A 20,780-nucleotide genomic window follows, 5' to 3' on the forward strand; every position below is an offset into this window, starting at 1 on the left:
ATGATGACGCCCACTTTCGCGGTAACGAACTGCCGCTTTTATTTCATTTCGACAGGAGCAAGCCGCCAATGAGCATCATTCAGGAATTCAAGGAATTTGCCGTCAAGGGCAACGTGATGGATCTCGCCGTCGGCGTGATCATCGGCGGAGCGTTTTCGAAAATCGTCGACTCGGTGGTAAAAGATCTCATCATGCCGATCATCGGCGCAGTGACGGGCGGCCTGGATTTCTCGAACAAATTCGTCCTGCTCGGCCAGATTCCGGCGTCGTTCAAGGGCAATCCCGAATCGTTCAAGGATCTGCAGGCGGCAGGCGTGGCCACGTTCGGCTACGGCTCGTTCATTACCGCGGTGATCAATTTCATCATTCTCGCGTTCATCATTTTCCTGATGGTCAAGTTCATCAACAAGCTGCGCAAGCCGGAACAAGCCGCGCCGGCCGAGACGCCCGAGGACGTGGTGCTGCTGCGCGAAATCCGCGACGCGCTCAAGCAGCGCTGAAGCCGCACGGGCGCTCGCCTGCTGCCGCAAGCCCGCCTCGCGCGGGCTTTTTTTTGCGCGCGGTGTTTTTATGAGATATGCGCCGCCCATTTCCATCCGCACCATTTTTTACGAAGTCCGGACACACGCGCGGCGCCATAGGGCTATCATGGAGATTCGATGACAGTGCAGGTGCAAAGCGTCGGTTTGGACGATCATAGGCTGCCACCCGGTTCGATCGATACGCGAGAACGGCGTCGGCGAACTTCGTGAAGCCGGCATTTTCGTATGCTATAAAAGATCGACATGCGGCGCGCATAGCCGGGAGTGGGTCGCATGAGGATGCTGCATTTCTTGCAAATGTTCTTGAAGCGAGTGTTTATGTCCTTCCCGAAGAAACGCCGACGCGCGCAACCGGACGGCCAGGAATCGTTCCTCGCGGTGCTGCGCCATGCCAAGCCGTTCGCCCAGCTCGACACCAAGATCGCCCGGGCTCGCGCTCAAGACGAACCGGTGCTCTACGCACACGTGCTGCCCGGCCTCGATGTCCTGCTTTGCAGCGTGCGTGGCGCGCAGCCGCCATATCCGGCGATCGCCGAATTGCGTAAGCGCTGCATCGAATCGATCGCCAATGCGCTCGAACAGCCGATCGAAGGGCTCGAGAACGGCGGCTATTGGTACGAAGCGAACGGCTTCGGCTTCCTCGTGTTCGCGAGCCGCGCCCGCGCGCGCATCCTCCCCGAATTCGGTGCGGGCGTCAAAGCGGGGCTGCGCAACGGCATCGGGCAACCGAATGCCGGCGACACCACGCCACGCTCGCTATAAGCGCCGCCATGGGCGGCAGCCCGTTTCAAACAGCGCGCCGCTTTATCGAGCCGGCCGCATGAACCCGCTGCCCCGGTTTTTTCCTGCCATGTGCGCCCGCACTCATGCAAGCCGTTGCGCCTGCGGACGCACGATATCGATGAACGCCGCGAAATCGGCGTTCGCCAGCCCCATCGCCGCACCAAGCCGCAGTATTTGCTGCACGGTCGACGCAACCGGCATCACTGCGCCGGTATCACGCGCCGCGTCAGCGATCGCATCGACATCCTTCTGAAACGTTTTCAGCGCCCCGAGCGGCGCGTGGCTGCGATCCGGCTGCGCCATGCGCGGCACGAAGGTTTGCAACAGCACCGAATCCGCCCAGCCGCCCGCGAGCGCGTCGGCAAGCCGCGCCGCATCGATGCCGCTCGCTTGCGCGAGCCCCACTGCCTCGGCAATCGCCGTCACCGTGGCCGTCACGATCGCCTGATTGCACAGTTTCGCTGTCTGCCCGGCGCCCGTGTCGCCCATGTGCGTGACGCGCGACGCATACGCATCAATCAGCTCGCGCGCCGCATCGACATCCGCCGGCGGGCCGCCCGCCATCACCGCAAGCGTGCCCGACTGCGCGCCCGGTACGCCGCCCGACACCGGCGCATCGACCCACGCCACACCGAGCGCCGCCGCACGCGCCGCATATGCGCGCGTCATCGCGGGCGCAATGCTCGAATGATCGACGATGCGCGTCACCCGGCGCCCGGCCGCCGCCGATGCCGATGCCGATGCCGATGCCGATGCCGATGCCGCCGGCGATGATCCCCCCGCCTGCCCGCCCGACAGCACTCCCGACGCGCCGAACACGACATCGCCCACCGCCTGCGCATCGAGCACGCACAGCATGACCGTTTCGGCGCGCGCGGCAAGCTCGCCCGGCGTATCGACGACATGCGCACCGTGCGCCGCGAGCGCATCGGCCTTCTCGCGCGTGCGGTTCCACACGTGCACGCGATGCCCCGCCGCCAGCAAATGCCGAATCATCGGCGCGCCCATCAATCCCGGCCCACAAAATCCGACGTCCACGTCTTCCCCCTTGCCATTCGCCCGAATCCCGATTGAAGTTGCCGCCCATCATACCTATCACTCAAGAAGGCGCGGGCAAACCGCCACGCCGGCCGAACGACGAAACGACGTCGCTTTTCCTGGAGCCCATCATGAACGACCACGTCTACAAGCTGATCGAACTCACCGGCTCGTCGCGCGAATCAAGCGACGACGCAATTCGTAACGCGATCTCGAAAGCCGCGAAAACCGTGCGCAACCTGCATTGGTTCGAGGTGACCGATATGCGCGGGCATATCGAAGGCGACCAGGTCGCCCATTGGCAAGTCACGCTTAAAGTCGGGCTGCGTATCGACGATTGATCGATGCGCGCCGCGTCGCCGCGCTCTTGACGCTCGATTATGTCCATATTAAAAATCATATGATCCCCACTGCACTCGATCAGCCCGGACATATAAAACGGAGAAAGCATGAGCCAGCAACGCGAGGCGATCGACACGTATCTATTGCGCGTCCTGCATACCTTGTTGATGGAGCGCAGCGTGACGCGCGCGGCCGTCAAGCTGAATCAGTCGCAGCCGGCGATCAGCGCCGCGCTGCGCCGCCTGCGCGACATCACCGGCGATCCGCTGCTCGTGCGGGGCAAATCCGGCATGGTGCCGACCGAATACGGGCTGCGCCTGCTCGAGCCCGTGCAAAACGCGCTGCGCGAGATCGAGCGGATCAAGTTCCAACAGCACAACTTCGACCCTGCCACGTCGATCCGCTGCTACCGGATCGGCTGCCCCGATTACCTGAACGTGCTGTTCGTGCCGACCGTGATCGAACGCTTCCGGCTGGCCGCGCCGAACGCCACGCTCGAATTCCATTCGCTCGGGCCGGCGTTCGACTACGAGCTGGCGCTCGAGGACGGCAAGCTCGACGTCGTCATCGGCAACTGGCCGGAGCCGCCCGAACAATTGCATCTGTCGAACCTGTTCGTCGACGAAATCGTCTGTCTGATGAGCAATACTCACCCGTTCGCGAAACGCGGCGGCCTGACGCTCGATCAATATCTGAACGCGCCGCATCTCGCGCCGACGCCCTATTCGGTCGGTCAGCGCGGCGCAATCGACGTGCATCTCGCGCGCGAGCGGCTCAAGCGCCATGTCGTCGTCACGCTGCCGTACTTCAATCTCGCGCCTTACGTGCTCGTCAAGTCGGATCTGATCTTCACGACGACACGGCTTTTTGCGGACCACTACGCAAAATTCCTGCCGCTGTCAGTCGTGCCCGCGCCGCTTGATTTTCCGCCGATGCAGTATTACCAGCTCTGGCACGAACGCGGGCACTATTCCGACGAAGTGCGCTGGCTGCGCGCTCTTGTAGCCGAGGCGACCCGCGCGTTGATCGATACGTGATAAGCGCATGCGCGACACCTGAGCGCGACGGACGAATACGGCGGCCGCGCCCGCGGCACCCTCGGCGTTTTCGCACGCCTGCGCGTGCTCGCCCGTATTTTTCGTTATCCCGACTTGAAGCGGTACGTGAAAGTCAACGCACACATTCGACACTTCACGAGCCGGCCGGCCGCACGCTTTTCGAAGGCCTTGCGTCGAACAAGCGTGCCGGAATCCACGCCGGCTTCGGAAGACGCTCCTCTGCCCGCCGCGCATCGGTCCGAGCCGCTGCTTCGTGCTTCCCGGCAACAATCGGCCGCTCGCCGATACGCAAGCGGGTTTGCGTTTTCCGCATTGTCGTCGAGTTCACGGCGCAAGCTCGTAAAGCGCCTGCGCAAGCGCATTGTGGTGCGCGACGATCGGCGCAAGCTCGACCGTGGTCAACCGCCCTTCGCGCACGATCACCCGCCCGTTGACGACGTTGTAAGCCACTTGCGGCGGCGCGCAGAACACCAGCGCGGCCACCGGATCGGAAAGCGAGCCCGCGAACTGCGGCGTGCGCAGATCGAAAGCGATGAAATCCGCGGCCATCCCCGGCGCGAGTGCGCCGATGTCATCGCGGTTCAGTACCCGCGCGCCGCCGAGCGTCGCGATTTCGATCGCATCGCGCGCCGTCAACGCGTCGGGACCGAAACCGACGCGCTGCAACAGCAGCGCCTGCCTCGCCTCGGCGATCATCTGTGCGCCGTCGTTCGACGCGCTGCCGTCGACACCGAGTCCGACCGGCACGCCCGCGTCGCGCATCCGGCGCACGGGCGCGATGCCCGACGCGAGCCGCATGTTCGAGCATGGACAGTGCGCGACGCCGGTGCCGGTACGCGCGAAAAGCGCGACGCCGTGTGCATCGAGCTTGACGCAGTGCGCATGCCAGACGTCGCGGCCGATCCAGCCGACATCCTCCGCATACTCGGCGGGCGTCATCCCGAATTTCTGCAGGCTGTATGCGACGTCGTTGTCGTTCTCCGCGAGGTGGGTATGCAGCGAGACGCCGTAGTGGCGCGCGAGGGCCGCAGCATCGCGCATCAACTCGCGGCTCACGGAGAACGGCGAGCATGGCGCAACGCCGATGCGCAACATCGCGTACCGGCGGCTGTCGTGATAGGTTTCGATGAGCCGCTGCGCATCGCGCAGGATATCGGCCTCGCGCTCGACGAGCGAATCGGGCGGCAGCCCGCCGTCTTTCTGACCGACGCTCATTGCACCGCGGGTCGCGTGAAAGCGCATGCCGATGCGCTGCGCGGCTTCGATACTGTCGTCGAGTCGGCAGCCGTTTGGATAGATGTACAAATGATCGCTCGACGTCGTACAGCCGGACAGCAGCAGCTCGGCCATCGCGGTCAACGTCGATACCTCGATCATTTCCGGGGTCAGGTTCTCCCAGATCCGATACAGACTCGTGAGCCAGCCGAACAGCTCGGCATTCTGCGCAGCCGGAATCGCCCGCGTCAGACTCTGATACATATGGTGGTGGGTATTGATGAACCCAGGCAATACAAGATGGCCGCGCAAGTCGAGCACCTCGTCGGCGTGTTGAGGCAGCGTATCGCTCAGCCCGACCGCGACGATACGGTTGTCCTCGGCGTAAAGCCCCGCATCGCGCAATTCGCGGCGCGCGCCGTCCATCGTCACAAGCATATCGGCGTGCTTGACGAGCAGCGTTTTCGCACGATGCTGCGCCCGGCCAGATGCACTGGTGGATATGCTTTCCCGTGGTTCCATCATCGTTCGGCCTCCGTATGGTCGCGTTGCTGCATGGTTTCGACTGGCAGGACGGGGCGCCGCGCACCGCATGCGCACATCGGTCGGGGCCCCCGGCACGTCGGCCGCCTTCGAGGCGACGCGCCGGCGGCCCGGTTATGCCCACATTCACGCACGTCGCCCCGAGGCCACTCGGCGGACTGTCCTTCATGTCCGCACGATTGCACGGAATGTATCCGAACACGTACCGTTGCCTCATCCCCGGATGCTCGCCAGCTTGACGATGCGCCGACGGGACGTAGCCGCCAGCCGCGCACTGCGTCAGGTCTCGCGCCCCCGAGCATTGCGCAGTGCGCCGCATCACGCAAGCCGGCCCCACGCATACCGTGCTTCACAGCGTCAATATGTTCGGCTACCTTCGCCTTTGACATCCGCGCCGAGCGCCGGATCGACGCGACATCAAGCGCAACCGCGAACGCCCTGCCGTGCGCGACATGCGGCGCACCTTATCTTTGCTATCGGTCGCGTGAACCGGTCGGAACCTTTTTAAAATGGCGGCACGGCGCTCGCACCGATCCGCCGACGGGTATGTAGCCACCGACGTGGAGCCTCGATCCGCCGCAAACCTCATCGGATCGAGCCGCCGCCGATCCTCGCAAACAAACCAGGACCTTGCGAATGGGAAAGCTCACGACCCACGTACTCGACACCGCGCACGGCCGCCCCGGCGCCGCGATCAAGATCGAACTCCACGCACTGGACGCCAACGGCGCCCGCCGCCTCGTCGCGACGGCGCTCACCAATAGCGACGGCCGTTGCGATGCGCCGCTCGTCGAAGGCGACGCGCTCACGGCCGGCACCTACGAACTCGTCTTCCATGCGGGCGACTACTTCGCCGCGCTCGGCGTCGCGCTCGCCGAGCCGCGTTTCGTCGACGTTGTCGTGCTGCGCTTCGGCGTTGCCGATCCGGGTGCGCACTATCACGTGCCGCTGCTGGTATCGCCGTGGTCGTACAGCACCTATCGCGGCAGTTGAGCGGCAATCAAGCGTGCCGGCATCCGCTCTAGGGCAACGCAAATACAACGGCCGGATACAACGATCGAGTCTGGAGGAGTTTCATGGAAGGTTTCGTCACCGATTGGCTGAATCTCGCGATCCGCTGGTTGCACGTCGTCGTCGCGATCGCGTGGATCGGCGAATCGTTCTATTTCGTCGCGCTCGACAACAGCCTGAAGCCGCCGAAAGACGCGCGTCTGCAGGCGCGCGGCGTGTTCGGCGAGCTATGGCACGTGCACGGCGGCGGGTTCTACAACATGCAGAAGTATCTCGTCGCGCCGCCCGAAATGCCGGAAGACCTGCACTGGTCGAAGTGGCCGTCGTATACGACCTGGATGTCCGGTTTTGCGCTCTTTCTTGTGCTGTATCTGCTCGCGCCGAATACATATCTGATCGACAAGAACGTGCTCGACATGGGGCCGGTCGTCGCCGTATCGTCGGCCCTCGGCTTTCTGCTCGCGGGCTGGATCGTCTACGATGGCGCGTGCCGCCTGCTCGGCGGCCGCGATGTGCTGCTCGGCGTGTTCGTCGGCCTGTATGTGATCGCCGCCGCCTATCTCGCGTGCCACGTGTTCTCGGGCCGCGCCGCGTATTTGATCGTCGGCGCGATGCTCGCGACGATCATGACGGCGAACGTGTTCTTCGTGATCATTCCCGGCCAGCGCAAGATGGTCGACAAGCTGCTGAAGGGCGAGACGCCGGACCCGATTTACGGCAAGCGCGGCAAGCAGCGCTCGGTACACAACACATATTTCACGCTGCCCGTCGTGTTCGCGATGCTGTCGAATCACTATGCGATGACTTATACGAACCGGTACAACTGGATCGTGCTTGTCGTCATCATGCTCGCGGGCGCGCTGATCCGGCAATTCTTCGTGATGCGCCATCGCGGCCAGCAGCTCTGGTATTTGCCGCTCGGCGGCGTCGCGCTGATGCTGGTCGCGCTTGTCACAACGCTGCCCAGGCCGATCGCGCCCGCCGCGCAGGCCGCCGATGCGCCGAAGCTCGCGGTGAAGGATATCGCACCGATCCTGCAACAGCGCTGCGTCGCGTGCCACTCGGCCAAGCCGACGCTGATGGGCAGCGCACCCGCCGGCGTGATGTTCGACACGCCCGACGAAATCGCACGCAACGCGCCGCGTATTTATCAGCAAGCGGTGCAGTTGAAGGCGATGCCTATCGGCAACGTCACGCACATGACGGACGGCGAGCGCACGCAGATCGCCGCGTGGTTCGAGAGCGGCGCGGCGAAGTAGGCACCGGCGCGCGGCGAACGGCTGCCGCGCGGCAAACCGGCGATAGGCAGGCTTGCGCGAGCCTGCCTATCGCCGGTTTGCCGTGAGCCCCGCCATGCACCGCAGGCCCGTGCGAGCCGCGCGCATTGCCGGAACGGCGGAGACGATCCGCGCATGAAACGCGGCGGCGCAATGCCGCCGCCTTTTGCCGCCGCGCCACGTCGGCGCGCACGCAAAACACCCGCGCGGCACTCGCGCCACATATGAATGGCGCGGGTGTGCGCAGGCCGATGTTTTCGCTGTTATCGCGTGTGGACTCAGGCCGTTAGCGCGGGCGGCGCGTCGTCGGTGAGCCACAGCGGTTCGGGCAAGTCGCGTTCGTCCAGGTTCACCCCGTCGCCGCCGCGATCGACGACGATGAAATCGCTGAGCCCGCCAAGCGCGATCAGCGGATGATGCCAAACGCCTTTCGCATAATTGACGCCTTGCCAGCCGCGCGTGACGAATGCGCGGATCTTCGCCGGATCGAGATCGTCCGCGGGCGCGACGACCACGAGATAGGGTTTGCCGCTCAGCGGCAGGAAAGCCTGGCTGCCAAGCGGATGCCGCTCGAGCATCGTCACCGCGAACGGCAATGCGCGCGGTTGCCCGCGAAACAGATTCACGAGCGGCCGCCCGCCGCCATCGCCGACATCGACGCGCGCGAGATCGTGAAAGCGGGTCGTCGTGCCGCCGTTGATAGGAAAATGCTTCGCACCGTCCGTTTCGATCACGTCGCCGAACGGCGCGAACGCGGCGCGGGTCAACGGCTCAATCGTCAACGTCTTCATTGATCGAGCACGCCCCAGATGCGCAGGCGCGATACGCCGCCGTCGGGAATGATGTTCAAGCGCACGTGCGTGATCGGCCCGAGCGTGGCAAGCTGCGTGTCGAAGATGTGCTGATGGTCCATCTGCAGCTTCTGCTCGCCGAGCAACACAGGCCAGAACATCGATTGCGTGACGAGCGAACTGTCGGTGCCGCCCGTCACGTAGGCCGCCTGGATCGAGCATCGGTCCGGATAATTGCCCTTGAAATGCGCGGTATCGACTTCGATCTTGCGAATCACGCCCGGCCGCGCGAGCGCGACGATCGCCCAATCGTTGCCCGGCTCGCGGCGGCGACGCGTTTCCCAGCCGTCGCCCATGTTCACGCCGCGCCCCGGCAGCAGTATGTTCGACGCCGCGCCGAAATGCTGATTATTCGAGGCGACGACACAGCCGCCGTTCTCCATTGCCGCGAGATCGAACAGATCGGTCTTGCCCGCGCCTGTCCAGTCGAGCTGCGGCCGGCCATATACGCGCAGCCGTGCAATACCGCCGTCCGGATAGATATTCACGCGCAGATGCGTATAGGCGCGCGCATCGCAGACTTCGACGTAGTGATGGCTGTTGCCCTGCAGCGTCGTGGACGGCACGATCTCGACCCATTGAGTCGATTCGTTCGGCGCGCCGTCGGCGACGTAGGCCGCGTCGATCGACGCGGCCGGCGGAAAATTACCGGTGAAATGGCTCGTATCGATGTCGAAACCGTGGATGACGCCGCCGCGCGCGAGCTTCACGATGCACCAGTCGTAGCCTGTCGTGCGCTTGCGGCGCGTCTCCCAGCCGTCCATCCATTTGCCGTGATCGTCATACTTGCCCGGAATGAAGACAGCCGGCTGCGGCTCCAGCATGCGTTCTTTCGGCGCGAAGAATTCGTCGCTCGCCTCGAGCGTCTGCGCACCGAGCCGGGGATCGGCGAGATTCACGTAGCGCCGCGTAAACTCGGGTGCATTCGGGTCGGAAAGCGCAACAGCCATCGTATGTCCTTATCGTGATGAGATGAAAATGAAAAAGGCCGTCGCATGCGGCCTATAACGGCCGCGCGATGCGCGGGCAGGCGCGCGCGACACCATCGTGCGCGGGACTCGTTCAGCCCGAGCCCGCATCGCTCGAGCCGCCGCATTCAGCCATCGATCAGATCGTCGAGCCTGAAGCGTGCGATCCGGTAAATCTGCGCGAGGCTCTCGCGCAACTCCCGATCGCGCGAATGCGCGACGCGCGACGAGAAATTCTCGATGATGCCGCGCCGATCGTAGCCGCGCACCGCGAGAATGAACGGAAAGCCGAACTTCTCGCGATATTCGCGGTTCAGACGTTGCAACGTGTCGAACTCCTGTTGCGTGCAACGATCGAGCCCCGCGCCGCTCTGCTCGCGCGTCGACTCGGCCGTCAGCTCGCCGCTCACCGCGGCCTTGCCGGCCAGTTCCGGGTGCGCACGAATCAGCGCCAGTTGCCGGGCCTCGCCTGCCGCGTCGACTGCCTGCGTCATCGCCCGATGCAGCGCATCGACGCTGTCGAACGGCCGCGCGTGCGCTACGGCAACCGCGACCCACGGCGAATGCTCGAAGATGCCGGACAGCGCGGCGACGAACGCGTCGTGCGGCATCGCATTCAATTGCCCGAGCGTGTAGTGCGTGGCGGTCATCGGGCAACGCTCCCAGGCTGTGCCGGTTGATACGGATGATGCTCGCGCCAGTGCCGCGCGATATCGATGCGGCGCGTCACCCACACGCAATCGTGCTGCTCGATGTGATCAAGGAACCGCTGCAGCGCGCGAAAGCGCCCGGGGCGGCCGAGCAGCCGGCAATGCATGCCGATCGACATCATCTTCGGCGCTTCGTCGCCTTCGTCGTACAACACGTCGAACGCATCGCGCAGATAGTGAAAAAAATGATCGGCAGTGTTGAATCCTTGCGGCGTCGCGAACCGCATGTCGTTCGCGTCGAGCGTATACGGCACGATGAGTTGCGGCACGGTCTCGCCGCTCGACACCTCGACGTCCAGCCAGAACGGCAGATCGTCGCCGTAGTAATCGGAGTCGTACAGAAAGCCGCCGTGCTCGGCCACGAGACGGCGCGTATTCGGACTATCGCGCCCCGTATACCAGCCGAGCGGCCGCACGCCCGTGACGCGCTCGATTGCCTCCATCCCGAGCCGCATATGCTCGGCCTCGCGCTCCGGCGTCATGTCCTGGTAATGAATCCAGCGCCATCCGTGGCACGCGATCTCGTGGCCGAGTTCGACGAACGCGCGCGCGACATCCGGGTGCCGCTCGAGCGCCATGCCGACGCCGAACACGGTGAGCGGCAAGCCGCGCTTGTCGAATTCGCGCAGGATGCGCCACACGCCCGCGCGCGAGCCATATTCGTAGATCGACTCCATGCTCATGTGCCGTGCCGGATACGCAGCCGCGCCGACAATTTCCGACAGAAATTGCTCGGAAGCCGGGTCGCCATGCAGCACGCAGTTTTCGCCGCCTTCCTCGTAATTGAGGACGAACTGCACCGCGACGCGCGCGCGGCCCGGCCAGTTTGCCTGCACCGGATATCGGCCGTAGCCGATCAGATCGCGTGGATAGTTGGGATCGAATGCCATGATTGGACGATGCGAAAAAGTGCGCCGCCGATGACTCGGCGCCGGCCGCGCGAAAGCTCGAAACCGCCGCGGCGCGGCCGGCGCGACGGATGGCCCAGTGTAGCGAAAACCCCCGCCAGCGCCCATACGGGCACGCAGATAGTGCGTGTTACGCCCCGTGTATGTGCGCACGCACGGCATGCCCGGCGCAACGCTTGGGCAAGCGCAACCGCGTTGCGCCGGGACGATATCGGCCGGCGTGATCGGCCTGCGTCGGCGGATCGATCGGCCAACCACGCCGGCAAGCATGCCGCATCGGACGCTGCCGCCAGGCTCAACGCCGGCGCACCGGCCAGCCTCGCACCCCGGGCCGGCCGCGCAACGAAACCGGCACGCCGGGCGCGCCGTCGCCGGATATCACGCCGTATCGAGCGCCGCCGCGCCGGAGATCGTCCCGGCATTCGCCGCGCACGCATCGCGCTCGCCGGCGGGCGCGGCAACAGGGCTGAAGCGCGCGAATTCGCCATCGTAGCGTTTCGCGAGCGGGCGCGCATAGTCGCCGCGCTTGGCGGTCGCGAGCTTGAGCGAAACCAGCGCTTCTGCCCATTTGACCGCCGCCGTCACGCCTTCGACGACCGGCGCGCCAATCGCGTGCTCGATTTCGCGCGCAAACTCCGCCATCCCCGCGCAGCCGAGCACGATCGCCTCCGCGCCATCCTCGTCGAGCGCGCGCCTGCATTCGTCGATGATCACCCGCCGCGCGGCCGAACCGGGCTTGTCGAGATCGAGCACCGCCACGTCGGTCGCGCGCACATTGCGGCAAAAGCGCCTCATACCGTAGCGCTCGGCCAGGTGCCACGCGATCGCGCAGGTGCGCGCAAGCGTCGTGACGACCGAGAAGCCCGGCGCGAGCACGCTCGCCGCATGCATTGCCGCCTCCGCGATGCCGATCACCGGCCCGCGTGCGAGTTCGCGCGCCGCATAAAGGCCCGGATCGCCGAAACACGCGATCACGTAGCCATCGAAACCGTCACGCTCGCCCGCTTCCACCTCGGCGAGCAGCCCCGGCACCGCGAGCGCCTCGTCGTAATGGCATTCGATCGAGGGCGGCCCCATCGGCGGGCTCACCGCCACGACCGTCGTGCCCGCCGAGGCGACTTCGCGCGCGCAACGGCCCATCGCATCGGTCATCCGCTGTGTCGTGTTCGGATTGATGAGCTTGATTTTCATGAGGACTCCATTACGTCTTTTTGGCAAGCGTCAGATAAAACGCACCGGCCAGTGTCGCGCCGACGAACCATGAAAAATTCGCGAGCCCCGCGAAGACCGGTTCGACCACGCACGCGACGGCAATCACGGCAGCGGGAATCAGTGCCGCGATCGCGCGCCGGTTCACCCCGTTGCGATACCAGTACGCACCGTGCGCCGACATCGTGTATAGATCGTCGCGTCGCAACGCACCGCGCTTGACCAGATAGAAATCCGCGATCAGCACGCCATACAGCGGGCCGATAAAGCCGCCGAGCACGTCGAGCGTGTAATGGATCACGGCCGGATTGTTAAAGAGATTCCACGGCGTGATGAACACCGACGCAACGGCCGCGAGCATCCCCCCCGTGCGCCAGCTGATCAGGCGCGGCGCAACGTTCGAGAAATCGAACGCGGGCGACACGAAGTTCGCGACGATATTGATGCCGATCGTCGCGATCGTAAAGGTCAGCGCGCCAAGTATCACCGCCGTCGGATGATCGATACGGCCCACCGTCTCGACCGGATCGGTAATCAGTTGTCCGAACACCGGCAGCGTCGCGGCCGTCGTGATCACGGTCACGAGCGAGAACGCGATGAAATTGACAGGCAGCCCCCAGAAGTTGCCGCGCTTCACACTGGCATAACTCGCGCAGTAGCGGGAGAAATCGCCGAAATTGAGCATGGGCCCGGAAAAATACGACACGACGAGCGAGATCGCGGTCACCATCACCGGCAGCGCATCGACGCCGCGATACTTGACGCCGCCGAGGTTAAGACCGATGTGGCGCCAGCCCGCGCGCCACACCATGTAACCGGCGAGGACGAACATCACGACGTACACTGCGGGGCCGGCGAAATCGATGAATTTCTTGATCGTCTCCATTCCGTTCCAGAACACCACCGCCTGCAGCCCCCACAGCAGCATGAAGCCAGCCCAGCCGAGCGCCGACAGGCCGAGCCAACCGTAACGGTGTACATCCGCATAGGGCATCCATTGCGGAAAGAACTTGAGCACGACGATCACGAGTGCGCTCGACGCGAGATAAGTTTGGATGCCATACCATGCGACCGCGATCAGCCCGCGAATCACCGCGGGCACGTTCGCTCCGAGCACGCCGAACGTCGCGCGGCAGGCCACCGGATACGGCACGCCGAGTTGCTGGCTCGGCTTCGCGATCAAATTGCACAGCAGATTGACGATGCCGATCCCGACAATCAGCGCGACGAGCACCTGCCAACTCGTCAGGCCGAGTGCGAAAAGGCTGCCGGCAAACACATAACCGCCGACGCTGTGCACGTCGGACATCCAGAACGCGAAGATGTTGTAAGCACCCCAACGCTGGTTCGCGAGCGGCGCGAGATCTTCGTTATACAGACGATTGCTGTAGCCGGCGGGCAATGCGCCATCACCCGCTTTGCCGGCGCTGCTCTCGTCAAATCCATCATGCGAACCGGGCGACACGCGCTGCTGCGCAACACTGAACTGAACCATGACATCTCCTTGCCTGCCGCGGCCGGGCCGCGCGGCTGTCGTTGAAATCGCGGCCCGGGCGCAACCGCCCGGCACCGGGCTGACGAGCAGCCGTGCTTGGACGCCCGCCCGGCATTCGGTCAGTTCAGTGAGCGCTTCGGTGTGCGAACGGGCATCAGCCCGCGTCGCCGAACACCTCGCGCAGATCGACCGCGCCTGACGCGGGTCGATCGAGCATCTTCAATTCGACATGCTGCAGATGGCGCGCCATCAGTTCGGTCGCGCGCTTCGCATCGCCCGCCTCGAGCGCGGCGAGAATCTGCGTGTGATCGTCGAACGAACACGGGCTGCGCCCGTGTGATTCGTAGAGCGCCGACATCAGCGTCGAACGCGCCACGAGTCCGTTCAGGCAATCGGCAAGCACGGTGTTGCCCGTCAGCGCGGCAAGCGCGGTATGGAACTCGCCGGAGAGCCTGACCCATGCCGGGAAATCGCGCCGCTCGAACGCATCGCGCTCCTGGTCGATCATCGCCGCGACGCCTTTCAGACGCTTCGCGCCGGGTCCGCTCGCAAGCCGCTCCATCACCGCAAGCTCGATGATCCGCCGCATTTCGAACACCTCGTGCACGTCCTGCAACGTCGGGCTCGCGACGAACGCACCGCGATTCGGCTCGAGATCGACGAGCCGGTCAGTGGCCAGCAACGCGAGCGCCTGCCGAATCGTGCCGCGCTTCACGCCAAATACTTCGCACAACTGCGCTTCGGTCAGCTTCGCGCCAGGCGCGAGCCGATGCTCGAGGATCGCCGTGCGCACCCGCTCGGCGATCGACTCAGGGCTCGCGTTCGCTTGAGCCGCGTCCTTCTTCGTCATGGTTCGCATCTCGTTCTGGTTAGCATCGTAGGTTGGACATAAATATTGTCAACAATTCAATTGGAAAATTTTGCACAACTTGGGAGATTTCATTTGCCCCTTCAGCGTGCACGTGCACCTTTATCCTCTATTTTTCATGACCGTCCGCGCGCTTTACCTTGATTTTTCAACTACATCCAGCTCGATTTTTTGTTGACAATTCCGCATCGAAACTGTGCATAGCCGATTGGCCGATTATCGGAAATTAGACCGTTAGTTGCATTTTAGGCATAGAAAAAAAACGGTTGCCCGCTTTTTCCGTGTTGCCGTCTCCCATCCGTCACGCGGCCAGACTTGGGTAGTCCGACATCGTCAGCCTGAAACCATGCTCATTCGCGACGAGTTGCGCATGCGCGCCGAACGGCAATGTCAGCAAATCCGGCACGTGCCCGAACTGTAACCCCGTGACGACCGGAATACCCACCACTTCCCTCACCTGCTCGATCATCGCCTGCATGTCGTAACCATTGTCGTACTCGAACGAGCGCGCACCGGTGAACTGGCCGAGCACGAGCGCCTGCTGACGCGCGAGAATGCCGGACAGATGCAGCTGATAGATCATTCGTTCGATCCGGAACGGCTGTTCGTTGACGTCTTCGATGAACAGAATTCCGCCCTCGATCGACGGCATGTAAGGCGTGCCGATCAGCGACACCAGGATGGCAAGATTGCCGCCCCAGAGCGTGCCGGTCGCGCTCACACGCTGTACCTGTGGCGCGTCCGACACGATCGTGGTCGACGGCTGCGAAAGCGTTCGCCAGAAATTCGTCATCGTGAATTCGCTCGGCGTTTCCGCGCCGAAATCGGCGGACAGCATCGGGCCGCCAAACGTCTTGATATGCGCTTTCGCATACAGCGCGAGCTGGATCGCGGTGAAGTCGCTATGGCCGACGAGCGCGACCGGCCGATCGCGCAACCGGCGCTCGAGGCCGCGATAGTCGAGCCCATGCAGGATGCGCACGGCACCGTAGCCACCGCGCACCGCGAGACCGATGTCGGGCAGCGGCGCCGACGGATCGGCGAGGCGGTTCAGATCGCCCGCGCGCTCGCCGTCGGTGCCGCCGAAACGCTGATAACGGCGCTGCGTCGCGTCGAGATTCTCGATGCTGTGCCGCTCGGCGCTCAGGCGTTCGAGCGCGCGGCCGATCGCCGCCGGATCATGCGGATAACCGGATGGAGCAAGCAGGCGGATCGTGCGCGGCGTGCGGAACGTGGAAGTCATGAAATCGCGGAAAGAATGGATCAGACAGATTTAGAGACACGCCGCGCAGCGGGGTTCAGTCGTCGCGCGGCGGCGCAGCGGGCATACCGCACGCATCGGACACGGCCCGCGCACGGCGCGCCTCGCGCATCGCGTGCCGACGTTCGGCGAAGAAGGATTTGAGCGCCGCGCCGCACTCGTCGGCAAGCACGCCCCCTACGACCGTCGTGTGATGGTTCAGCCGGGTATCGGCAAACGCATCGACGACGCTGCCGCACGCCCCCGTCTTCGGATCGGGCGCACCATAAACGACGCGCGCGATTCGCGCATGCATGATCGCGCCCGCACACATCAAACACGGCTCGAGCGTCACGTACAGTTCGCAGCCCGGCATCCGGTAATTGCGCAGCGCCTGCGCGCCCGCGCGCAACGCAGCCATCTCGGCATGCGCGGACGGATCGTGACCGCCGATCGGATGATTGAAGCCGCGCGCGATCACGTCGTCGCCGCGCACGAGCACCGCGCCGACCGGCACTTCGCCGGCGGCGCGCGCCTGCGCGGCGGCGTCGAGCGCAAGCCGCATGTAGCGGCGATCGCGCTCGTCGCCAGCCGGCGACGGCGGCATCGGCGCTGGCCGCGCCGTGCAATCGGATAAAGCGGACAAGATATCGGGTGCGGGCACACCGTCAGACTTCACATCGGCCCCGCTTCGCTAGGCGCTTCGTCCAGCACGCGCTCGGACAGACGCTCGGCGATGCGGCGGCAATATTCGCGCGGCACGACCATCGGGCCGCCGCGCAGCGATTCCAGTGCCATATCGAGGGCAAGCATTTTCGCCTGCAGCCGGCACCGCGTAGCACGGTCGCTGACCGCGCGCAGTTCGTCCTGCAGGTTGCGCAGCGCGCGCAATTGCTCGACCGCGGGCGGCACAAAGCCCGCGTTCTTCAGGATCCGGTTCGCGACACGCACCTCTTCCGGCACGAGCAGATCGTCATCCAGTTCCATGGGCAGGCCGGATCCCGGCAAGCCGTCGAACGCCCCCCGCGCGACGGCGGCGGCGATACGTTGTTCGACTAGAGCGTCAAGCAGTTTCATCAGGGATTCAAAACAATGCGGCATGCGGATTTTAACAGGCGCCGCGCCAAGGTCCAGCCCGACCGAGCAAATGTTCGACATTTGGACCGCAATGCAAAAAAAGGCGCTGTTCTTGCTACCGCTTGGCGCAGCCGCCGCCAATACCCGCTCTCTCCACTGTCCGAACCGGCGCGGCATATCTGCCGGATTACGCGTCTCACTGCCTCGCTGCCGGAAAGCCGTGATGCTTGGCAGCCCACACGACGACCAGCGTTGCGGCCAGCAGTACAAGCAGTGTCGGAGAAAACGCGGCAACGCCGAGACGATCCAGCAGCACGCCGCCGATGCTGCCGCCTGCCGCGATCGCCAGATTCCAGGTTGTGACCAGCATCGACTGCGCCACATCGGCCCCCTCCCCGGCCGTGATCGCGATGGCCGTCTGAAACAGCGTCGCCGTGCCGCCAAAGGCCAACCCCCAAGCGGCCACCGCCGCGTACACCACGACAGGCGCATTGCCCGCCACGCCGAGCGCCAACGCAGCCAAGCCGAACAACACCGTGCTGGCGAGCGTCAGCGCACGCAGATGGCGGTCGATCAGCACGCCGATGATCCAGATACCCAGCAGCGACGTGACACCAAACACCAGCAGCACTAAGTCCGTCCGTTCTGCCATGCCTGCCTTCGCGAGAAACGGCGCAATGTAGGTATAGAGAATGTTGTGCGCCAGCACGAAGGCCAACACCACAAACAGCACCGGGCGCACGCCGGCCACGGTGAATACGTGGCTCAGCGACAGCCGCTTGCCCGGCGCCTGCCCCGCGAAGTCCGGCACCTTGGCGCGCACGCCTGCCATGAGCAGCAGCGCCAGCCCGCTCATAATGCCGAAACACACCCGCCAGCCCACCAGCTTGCCGAGAAAGGTCCCTGCCGGCACGCCCAGCGACAGGGCCAATGGCGTGCCCACCATCGCCACGGCGATGGCCCGGCCCTTCTGATGCTCGGGCACCATGCGCGCGGCATAGCCAGCCAGCAGCGCCCAAAGCAGCCCAGCCGACACACCCGCCACAAAGCGCGCCACCATCGTCACGGCATAACTGCCGGAAAACGCCGTGACGGTATTGGCGACGACGAAGCCCGCAATAGCCGCCAGCAGCAGCGGGCGCCGCCGCGCGCGCTGCGTCGCGACGGTCAGCGGAATCGCCGCCAGCAGCGAGCCGATGGCATAGAGCGTCACGACCTGCCCGGCCAGCGCATCGGAAATGCCCAGGCCGGTGCTGATCTGGGGCAGCAGGCCCGCAGGCAACGCTTCAGTCAGGATCGTGACGAAACCGGCCAACGCCAGGACCAGCAGTGATGCGAGCGGAAAACGGGCTTGCTGTGACCCGGTCATCGCACTGTCCCCAACGCGCCATAAACCGCATCGCGCAGTTCAATGACGAAGCGCCCCGACATGCCTTCGTACAGCGTGTTGGTGAGTGCGACGACACTGAGCCCCTGCGCCCGATCCACGAACCACGAATGGCCGTAGGCGCCGCCCCAGCGCCAAGTGCCCTCCGATTCAGGCGAATCGGCCAACGTCTGGTCGCGCAGCACCGAGAACCCCAGTCCGAAACCGAAACCCGGCGCATCAGGCAGTTCCCGGCCGCCGGTCTGATCTCGCGCCATCTCCGCGATCAGCTCGTCGGGCAGGAGCACACCGGAGCCTTGGCGCAACGCTTCCAGCAGCCGCAAGAAATCGTCAGCGGTTCCAGCCATGCCCGCGCCCCCCGAAGGAAATGCGCGCGGGTCGAAAATGCGCGCAGGGCTATAGCGGATGCCGACTGCGCCGTCGAACGGAGAAACGGTCTCCCCCTCCGCCAGACGATGCGGCTGCGGCGCGCCATTTACATAGGCGGCCGCCACGCGCCGCGCATCGGGCACGGCAAAGCCGGTGTCCTTCATACCCAGCGGGCCTGTCACGAGTTGGCGCACCGCCGCATCAAGCGGCTCGCCATGCACCCGCTCAATCAACGCACCCAATACGTCCGTTGCCAGCGAATAGCCCCACGCAGTACCCGGCTCGTACAGCAGCGGGACACTGGCGATCCGGCGCAGGTTTTCCTCCAAGCTGATGCCGGACGCATCCAGGCCGTCCGACACACCGGCCCGCGCATATGGGCCATCCGCACGGGCTTCTAAAAAGCGGTAGCCCAGCCCGGCTGTATGGCTCAGCAGTTGCCGGGCCGTGATTCGCGCCGCTCGGCCATCGGCCAGCCGCGGCCGGAACTCGGGCAGCCAGCGCTCGATGCTGTCATCGAGATCGAGCCGGCCTTGCGCCACGAGTACCAGCGCCGCAGCCGAAACGATCGGCTTGCTCACCGACGCCAAGCGAAAGACCGCATCCACGGGCATCGCCCATGCGTTCTCACGATCCGCCCAGCCAGCGGCGTGGCGATGAATCAATTCGCCGTGGCGGGCTACGAGCACCACGGCGCCGACCAAGCGACGCTCATCCAGTGCTTGTTGGACCGCGTCCTGAATTCGGACCGACAAATTCGCCGGCGGGACGCCTGGGCGCAGAGCAAGTGCAGGAATTGCCATGGAAAATTTCTTTAATCGATGAACATTCCCGCCACGATAAAAGGCCCGCGATTAAAGAAAAAGTAGGGTAAAGTTCCTGTTTGAATGGACATTTATGTCCGTAATCGAGGTGCCAAATGGACAGCCTCAACGGCTTCGTGGTGTTCGTACAGGTGGCTGAAACACGCAGTTTCGTCGCTGCCGGCCGGCTGCTTGGGGTGTCGGCGTCTGCCGTCGGCAAGAGCGTCGCGCGGCTGGAGGAGAAACTGGGCACACGCCTGTTTCACCGCAGTACACGCAGCGTCACGCTGACGGCCGAAGGCGCGCTGTTCCTGGAGCGTAGCCGCCGCATCCTCGCCGAAATCGAAGCGGCGGAATTGGAACTGTCGCAAGCCACCGCAGCGCCACGCGGCCGCCTGCGAGTCAGCCTGCCGTTGGTCAGCTCGCTCGTGCTGCCCGTGCTCGGCGAATTCATGCGCGAGTACCCTGAAATCGAATTGGATTTGGATTTCACCGACCGGCTGGTGGATGTGATCGACGAAGGCTTCGATGCCGTGGTCAGAACCGGCGATCCGACCGACTCGCGCCTGTCCGCCCGTAGGCTCGGCGCCTTCCGCTCGATGCTGGTGGCGTCGCCCGATTATCTGGCGCGGCGCGGTACGCCCCAAGTACCCGCGGATTTGCTCGGACACACTTGCCTGCACTATCGCGTTCCCAACAGCGGCAGGCTGGAGACATGGGCGCTGCGCCGCGCGGCCGGCGAGCCTGAACTGGTGCTGCCAACCTCGATGATCTGCAACAACATCGAGACGCGCGTGTGCTTTGCGCTGCTGGGCTTGGGCATCGCCTATCTACCGGAGTTCTCGATCAAGGAACCTTTGGCGGATGGACGGCTGCGTACTGTGCTGGCCGATTACGTGGAACGCACTGGCGTATTCCATGTGCTCTGGCCCGCCAGCAAGCATGCGTCGCCGAAGGTTCGGGCCTTTGTCGATTTCCTGTGCGCCCGGGTATTTCCGGCTTCGTTGGACAAGCCGAAGACAAAACCCCGGCGCGCAAGTTAGCCGATAGAGCGGCTGCGTGCTCGCCCGACTTTCCACGACACAC

General features: G+C 64.5%; 21 protein-coding genes. 7 read left to right on the plus strand and 14 right to left on the minus strand.

Annotated elements, in window-relative coordinates; genetic code table 11:
- Nucleotides 1–68 precede the first annotated feature (68 nt).
- Both mscL and BSIN_RS02355 read left to right on the plus strand, forming a co-directional pair.
- Entirely contained in the window at nucleotides 69–500 is a 432-nt protein-coding gene (mscL, locus tag BSIN_RS02350; protein WP_069234225.1) for a large conductance mechanosensitive channel protein MscL, read from the plus strand.
- A 360-nt stretch (nucleotides 501–860) separates the two neighbouring features.
- Nucleotides 861–1,304 (plus strand): hypothetical protein, encoded by a 444-nt coding sequence (locus tag BSIN_RS02355; RefSeq protein ID WP_173678608.1) that lies wholly within the window; start codon nucleotides 861–863, stop codon nucleotides 1,302–1,304.
- Nucleotides 1,305–1,406: 102 nt separating this feature from the next.
- Here BSIN_RS02355 and BSIN_RS02360 read toward each other — a convergent pair whose 3' ends face one another.
- Entirely contained in the window at nucleotides 1,407–2,333 is a 927-nt protein-coding gene (locus tag BSIN_RS02360; protein WP_369828097.1) for an NAD(P)-dependent oxidoreductase, read from the minus strand.
- 161 nt (nucleotides 2,334–2,494) lie between these two features.
- Here BSIN_RS02360 and BSIN_RS02365 point away from each other — a divergent pair, with 161 nt between their 5' ends.
- Both BSIN_RS02365 and BSIN_RS02370 read left to right on the plus strand, forming a co-directional pair.
- Nucleotides 2,495–2,704, plus strand: coding sequence for a dodecin (locus tag BSIN_RS02365; protein WP_059513575.1), 210 nt, complete (start codon nucleotides 2,495–2,497; stop codon nucleotides 2,702–2,704).
- A gap of 108 nt (nucleotides 2,705–2,812) precedes the next feature.
- A complete protein-coding gene (locus BSIN_RS02370) occupies nucleotides 2,813–3,742 on the plus strand; it encodes a LysR substrate-binding domain-containing protein (RefSeq protein ID WP_059513472.1) in 930 nt (309 codons plus the stop codon).
- A 345-nt stretch (nucleotides 3,743–4,087) separates the two neighbouring features.
- Here BSIN_RS02370 and BSIN_RS02380 read toward each other — a convergent pair whose 3' ends face one another.
- Nucleotides 4,088–5,500: an 8-oxoguanine deaminase gene (locus BSIN_RS02380; protein WP_089339395.1), complete on the minus strand. Its 1,413-nt coding sequence runs from the start codon at nucleotides 5,498–5,500 to the stop codon at nucleotides 4,088–4,090.
- Nucleotides 5,501–6,157: 657 nt separating this feature from the next.
- On the opposite strand from BSIN_RS02380, the gene uraH reads away from it, so the two are divergent.
- Nucleotides 6,158–6,514, plus strand: a complete 357-nt coding sequence (gene uraH, locus BSIN_RS02390; protein WP_059513478.1) for a hydroxyisourate hydrolase — start codon at nucleotides 6,158–6,160, stop codon at nucleotides 6,512–6,514.
- 83 nt (nucleotides 6,515–6,597) lie between these two features.
- Nucleotides 6,598–7,791, plus strand: a complete 1,194-nt coding sequence (locus BSIN_RS02395; protein ID WP_089339397.1) for a urate hydroxylase PuuD — start codon at nucleotides 6,598–6,600, stop codon at nucleotides 7,789–7,791.
- Nucleotides 7,792–8,087: 296 nt separating this feature from the next.
- Here the strand turns inward: BSIN_RS02395 and BSIN_RS02400 are convergent, their stop codons facing one another.
- The 12 genes from BSIN_RS02400 to BSIN_RS02455 all read right to left on the minus strand — a co-directional run bounded on the left by BSIN_RS02400 (nucleotide 8,088) and on the right by BSIN_RS02455 (nucleotide 19,694).
- A complete protein-coding gene (locus BSIN_RS02400; protein ID WP_089339398.1) occupies nucleotides 8,088–8,600 on the minus strand; it encodes an ureidoglycolate lyase in 513 nt (170 codons plus the stop codon).
- Entirely contained in the window at nucleotides 8,597–9,610 is a 1,014-nt protein-coding gene (alc, locus tag BSIN_RS02405; protein WP_089339399.1) for an allantoicase, read from the minus strand. The genes BSIN_RS02400 and alc overlap by 4 nt, the downstream gene beginning before the upstream one ends.
- Nucleotides 9,611–9,756: 146 nt before the next feature.
- On the minus strand, nucleotides 9,757–10,278 hold the full coding sequence (uraD, locus tag BSIN_RS02410) for a 2-oxo-4-hydroxy-4-carboxy-5-ureidoimidazoline decarboxylase (RefSeq protein WP_069234219.1): 522 nt from the start codon (nucleotides 10,276–10,278) through the stop codon (nucleotides 9,757–9,759).
- Nucleotides 10,275–11,228 carry an allantoinase PuuE gene (puuE, locus tag BSIN_RS02415; RefSeq protein WP_089339400.1) on the minus strand — a complete coding sequence of 318 codons (954 nt, stop codon included), beginning with the start codon at nucleotides 11,226–11,228 and terminating at the stop codon, nucleotides 10,275–10,277. Before puuE ends, uraD begins: the two co-directional genes overlap by 4 nt.
- 396 nt (nucleotides 11,229–11,624) lie before the next feature.
- A complete protein-coding gene (locus tag BSIN_RS02420; protein WP_256583534.1) occupies nucleotides 11,625–12,437 on the minus strand; it encodes an aspartate/glutamate racemase family protein in 813 nt (270 codons plus the stop codon).
- A 10-nt stretch (nucleotides 12,438–12,447) separates the two neighbouring features.
- Complete coding sequence (locus BSIN_RS02425) at nucleotides 12,448–13,950, minus strand: NCS1 family nucleobase:cation symporter-1 (RefSeq protein ID WP_089339401.1); 1,503 nt, start codon at nucleotides 13,948–13,950, stop codon at nucleotides 12,448–12,450.
- 154 nt (nucleotides 13,951–14,104) lie between these two features.
- Complete coding sequence (locus BSIN_RS02430; protein ID WP_089339425.1) at nucleotides 14,105–14,800, minus strand: GntR family transcriptional regulator; 696 nt, start codon at nucleotides 14,798–14,800, stop codon at nucleotides 14,105–14,107.
- A 319-nt stretch (nucleotides 14,801–15,119) separates the two neighbouring features.
- Nucleotides 15,120–16,061, minus strand: a complete 942-nt coding sequence (ldcA, locus tag BSIN_RS02435) for a muramoyltetrapeptide carboxypeptidase (RefSeq protein WP_089339402.1) — start codon at nucleotides 16,059–16,061, stop codon at nucleotides 15,120–15,122.
- Nucleotides 16,062–16,116: 55 nt separating this feature from the next.
- Entirely contained in the window at nucleotides 16,117–16,665 is a 549-nt protein-coding gene (gene tadA, locus BSIN_RS02440) for a tRNA adenosine(34) deaminase TadA (RefSeq protein WP_089339403.1), read from the minus strand.
- A gap of 68 nt (nucleotides 16,666–16,733) precedes the next feature.
- Complete coding sequence (locus BSIN_RS02445; RefSeq protein ID WP_089339404.1) at nucleotides 16,734–17,135, minus strand: DnaJ family domain-containing protein; 402 nt, start codon at nucleotides 17,133–17,135, stop codon at nucleotides 16,734–16,736.
- A 196-nt stretch (nucleotides 17,136–17,331) separates the two neighbouring features.
- Nucleotides 17,332–18,504, minus strand: a complete 1,173-nt coding sequence (locus tag BSIN_RS02450) for an MFS transporter (RefSeq protein ID WP_089339405.1) — start codon at nucleotides 18,502–18,504, stop codon at nucleotides 17,332–17,334.
- Nucleotides 18,501–19,694, minus strand: a complete 1,194-nt coding sequence (locus tag BSIN_RS02455; RefSeq protein WP_059513501.1) for a serine hydrolase domain-containing protein — start codon at nucleotides 19,692–19,694, stop codon at nucleotides 18,501–18,503. Before BSIN_RS02455 ends, BSIN_RS02450 begins: the two co-directional genes overlap by 4 nt.
- A 116-nt stretch (nucleotides 19,695–19,810) precedes the next feature.
- Between BSIN_RS02455 and BSIN_RS02460 the strand changes: the two genes are divergently transcribed.
- Complete coding sequence (locus BSIN_RS02460; protein WP_089339406.1) at nucleotides 19,811–20,737, plus strand: LysR family transcriptional regulator; 927 nt, start codon at nucleotides 19,811–19,813, stop codon at nucleotides 20,735–20,737.
- The last annotated feature ends 43 nt before the right edge of the window (nucleotides 20,738–20,780 follow it).

Origin of the sequence: Burkholderia singularis, assembly GCF_900176645.1 — a bacterium.
In the GTDB taxonomy this organism is placed as follows: Bacteria; Pseudomonadota; Gammaproteobacteria; order Burkholderiales; family Burkholderiaceae; genus Burkholderia; species Burkholderia singularis.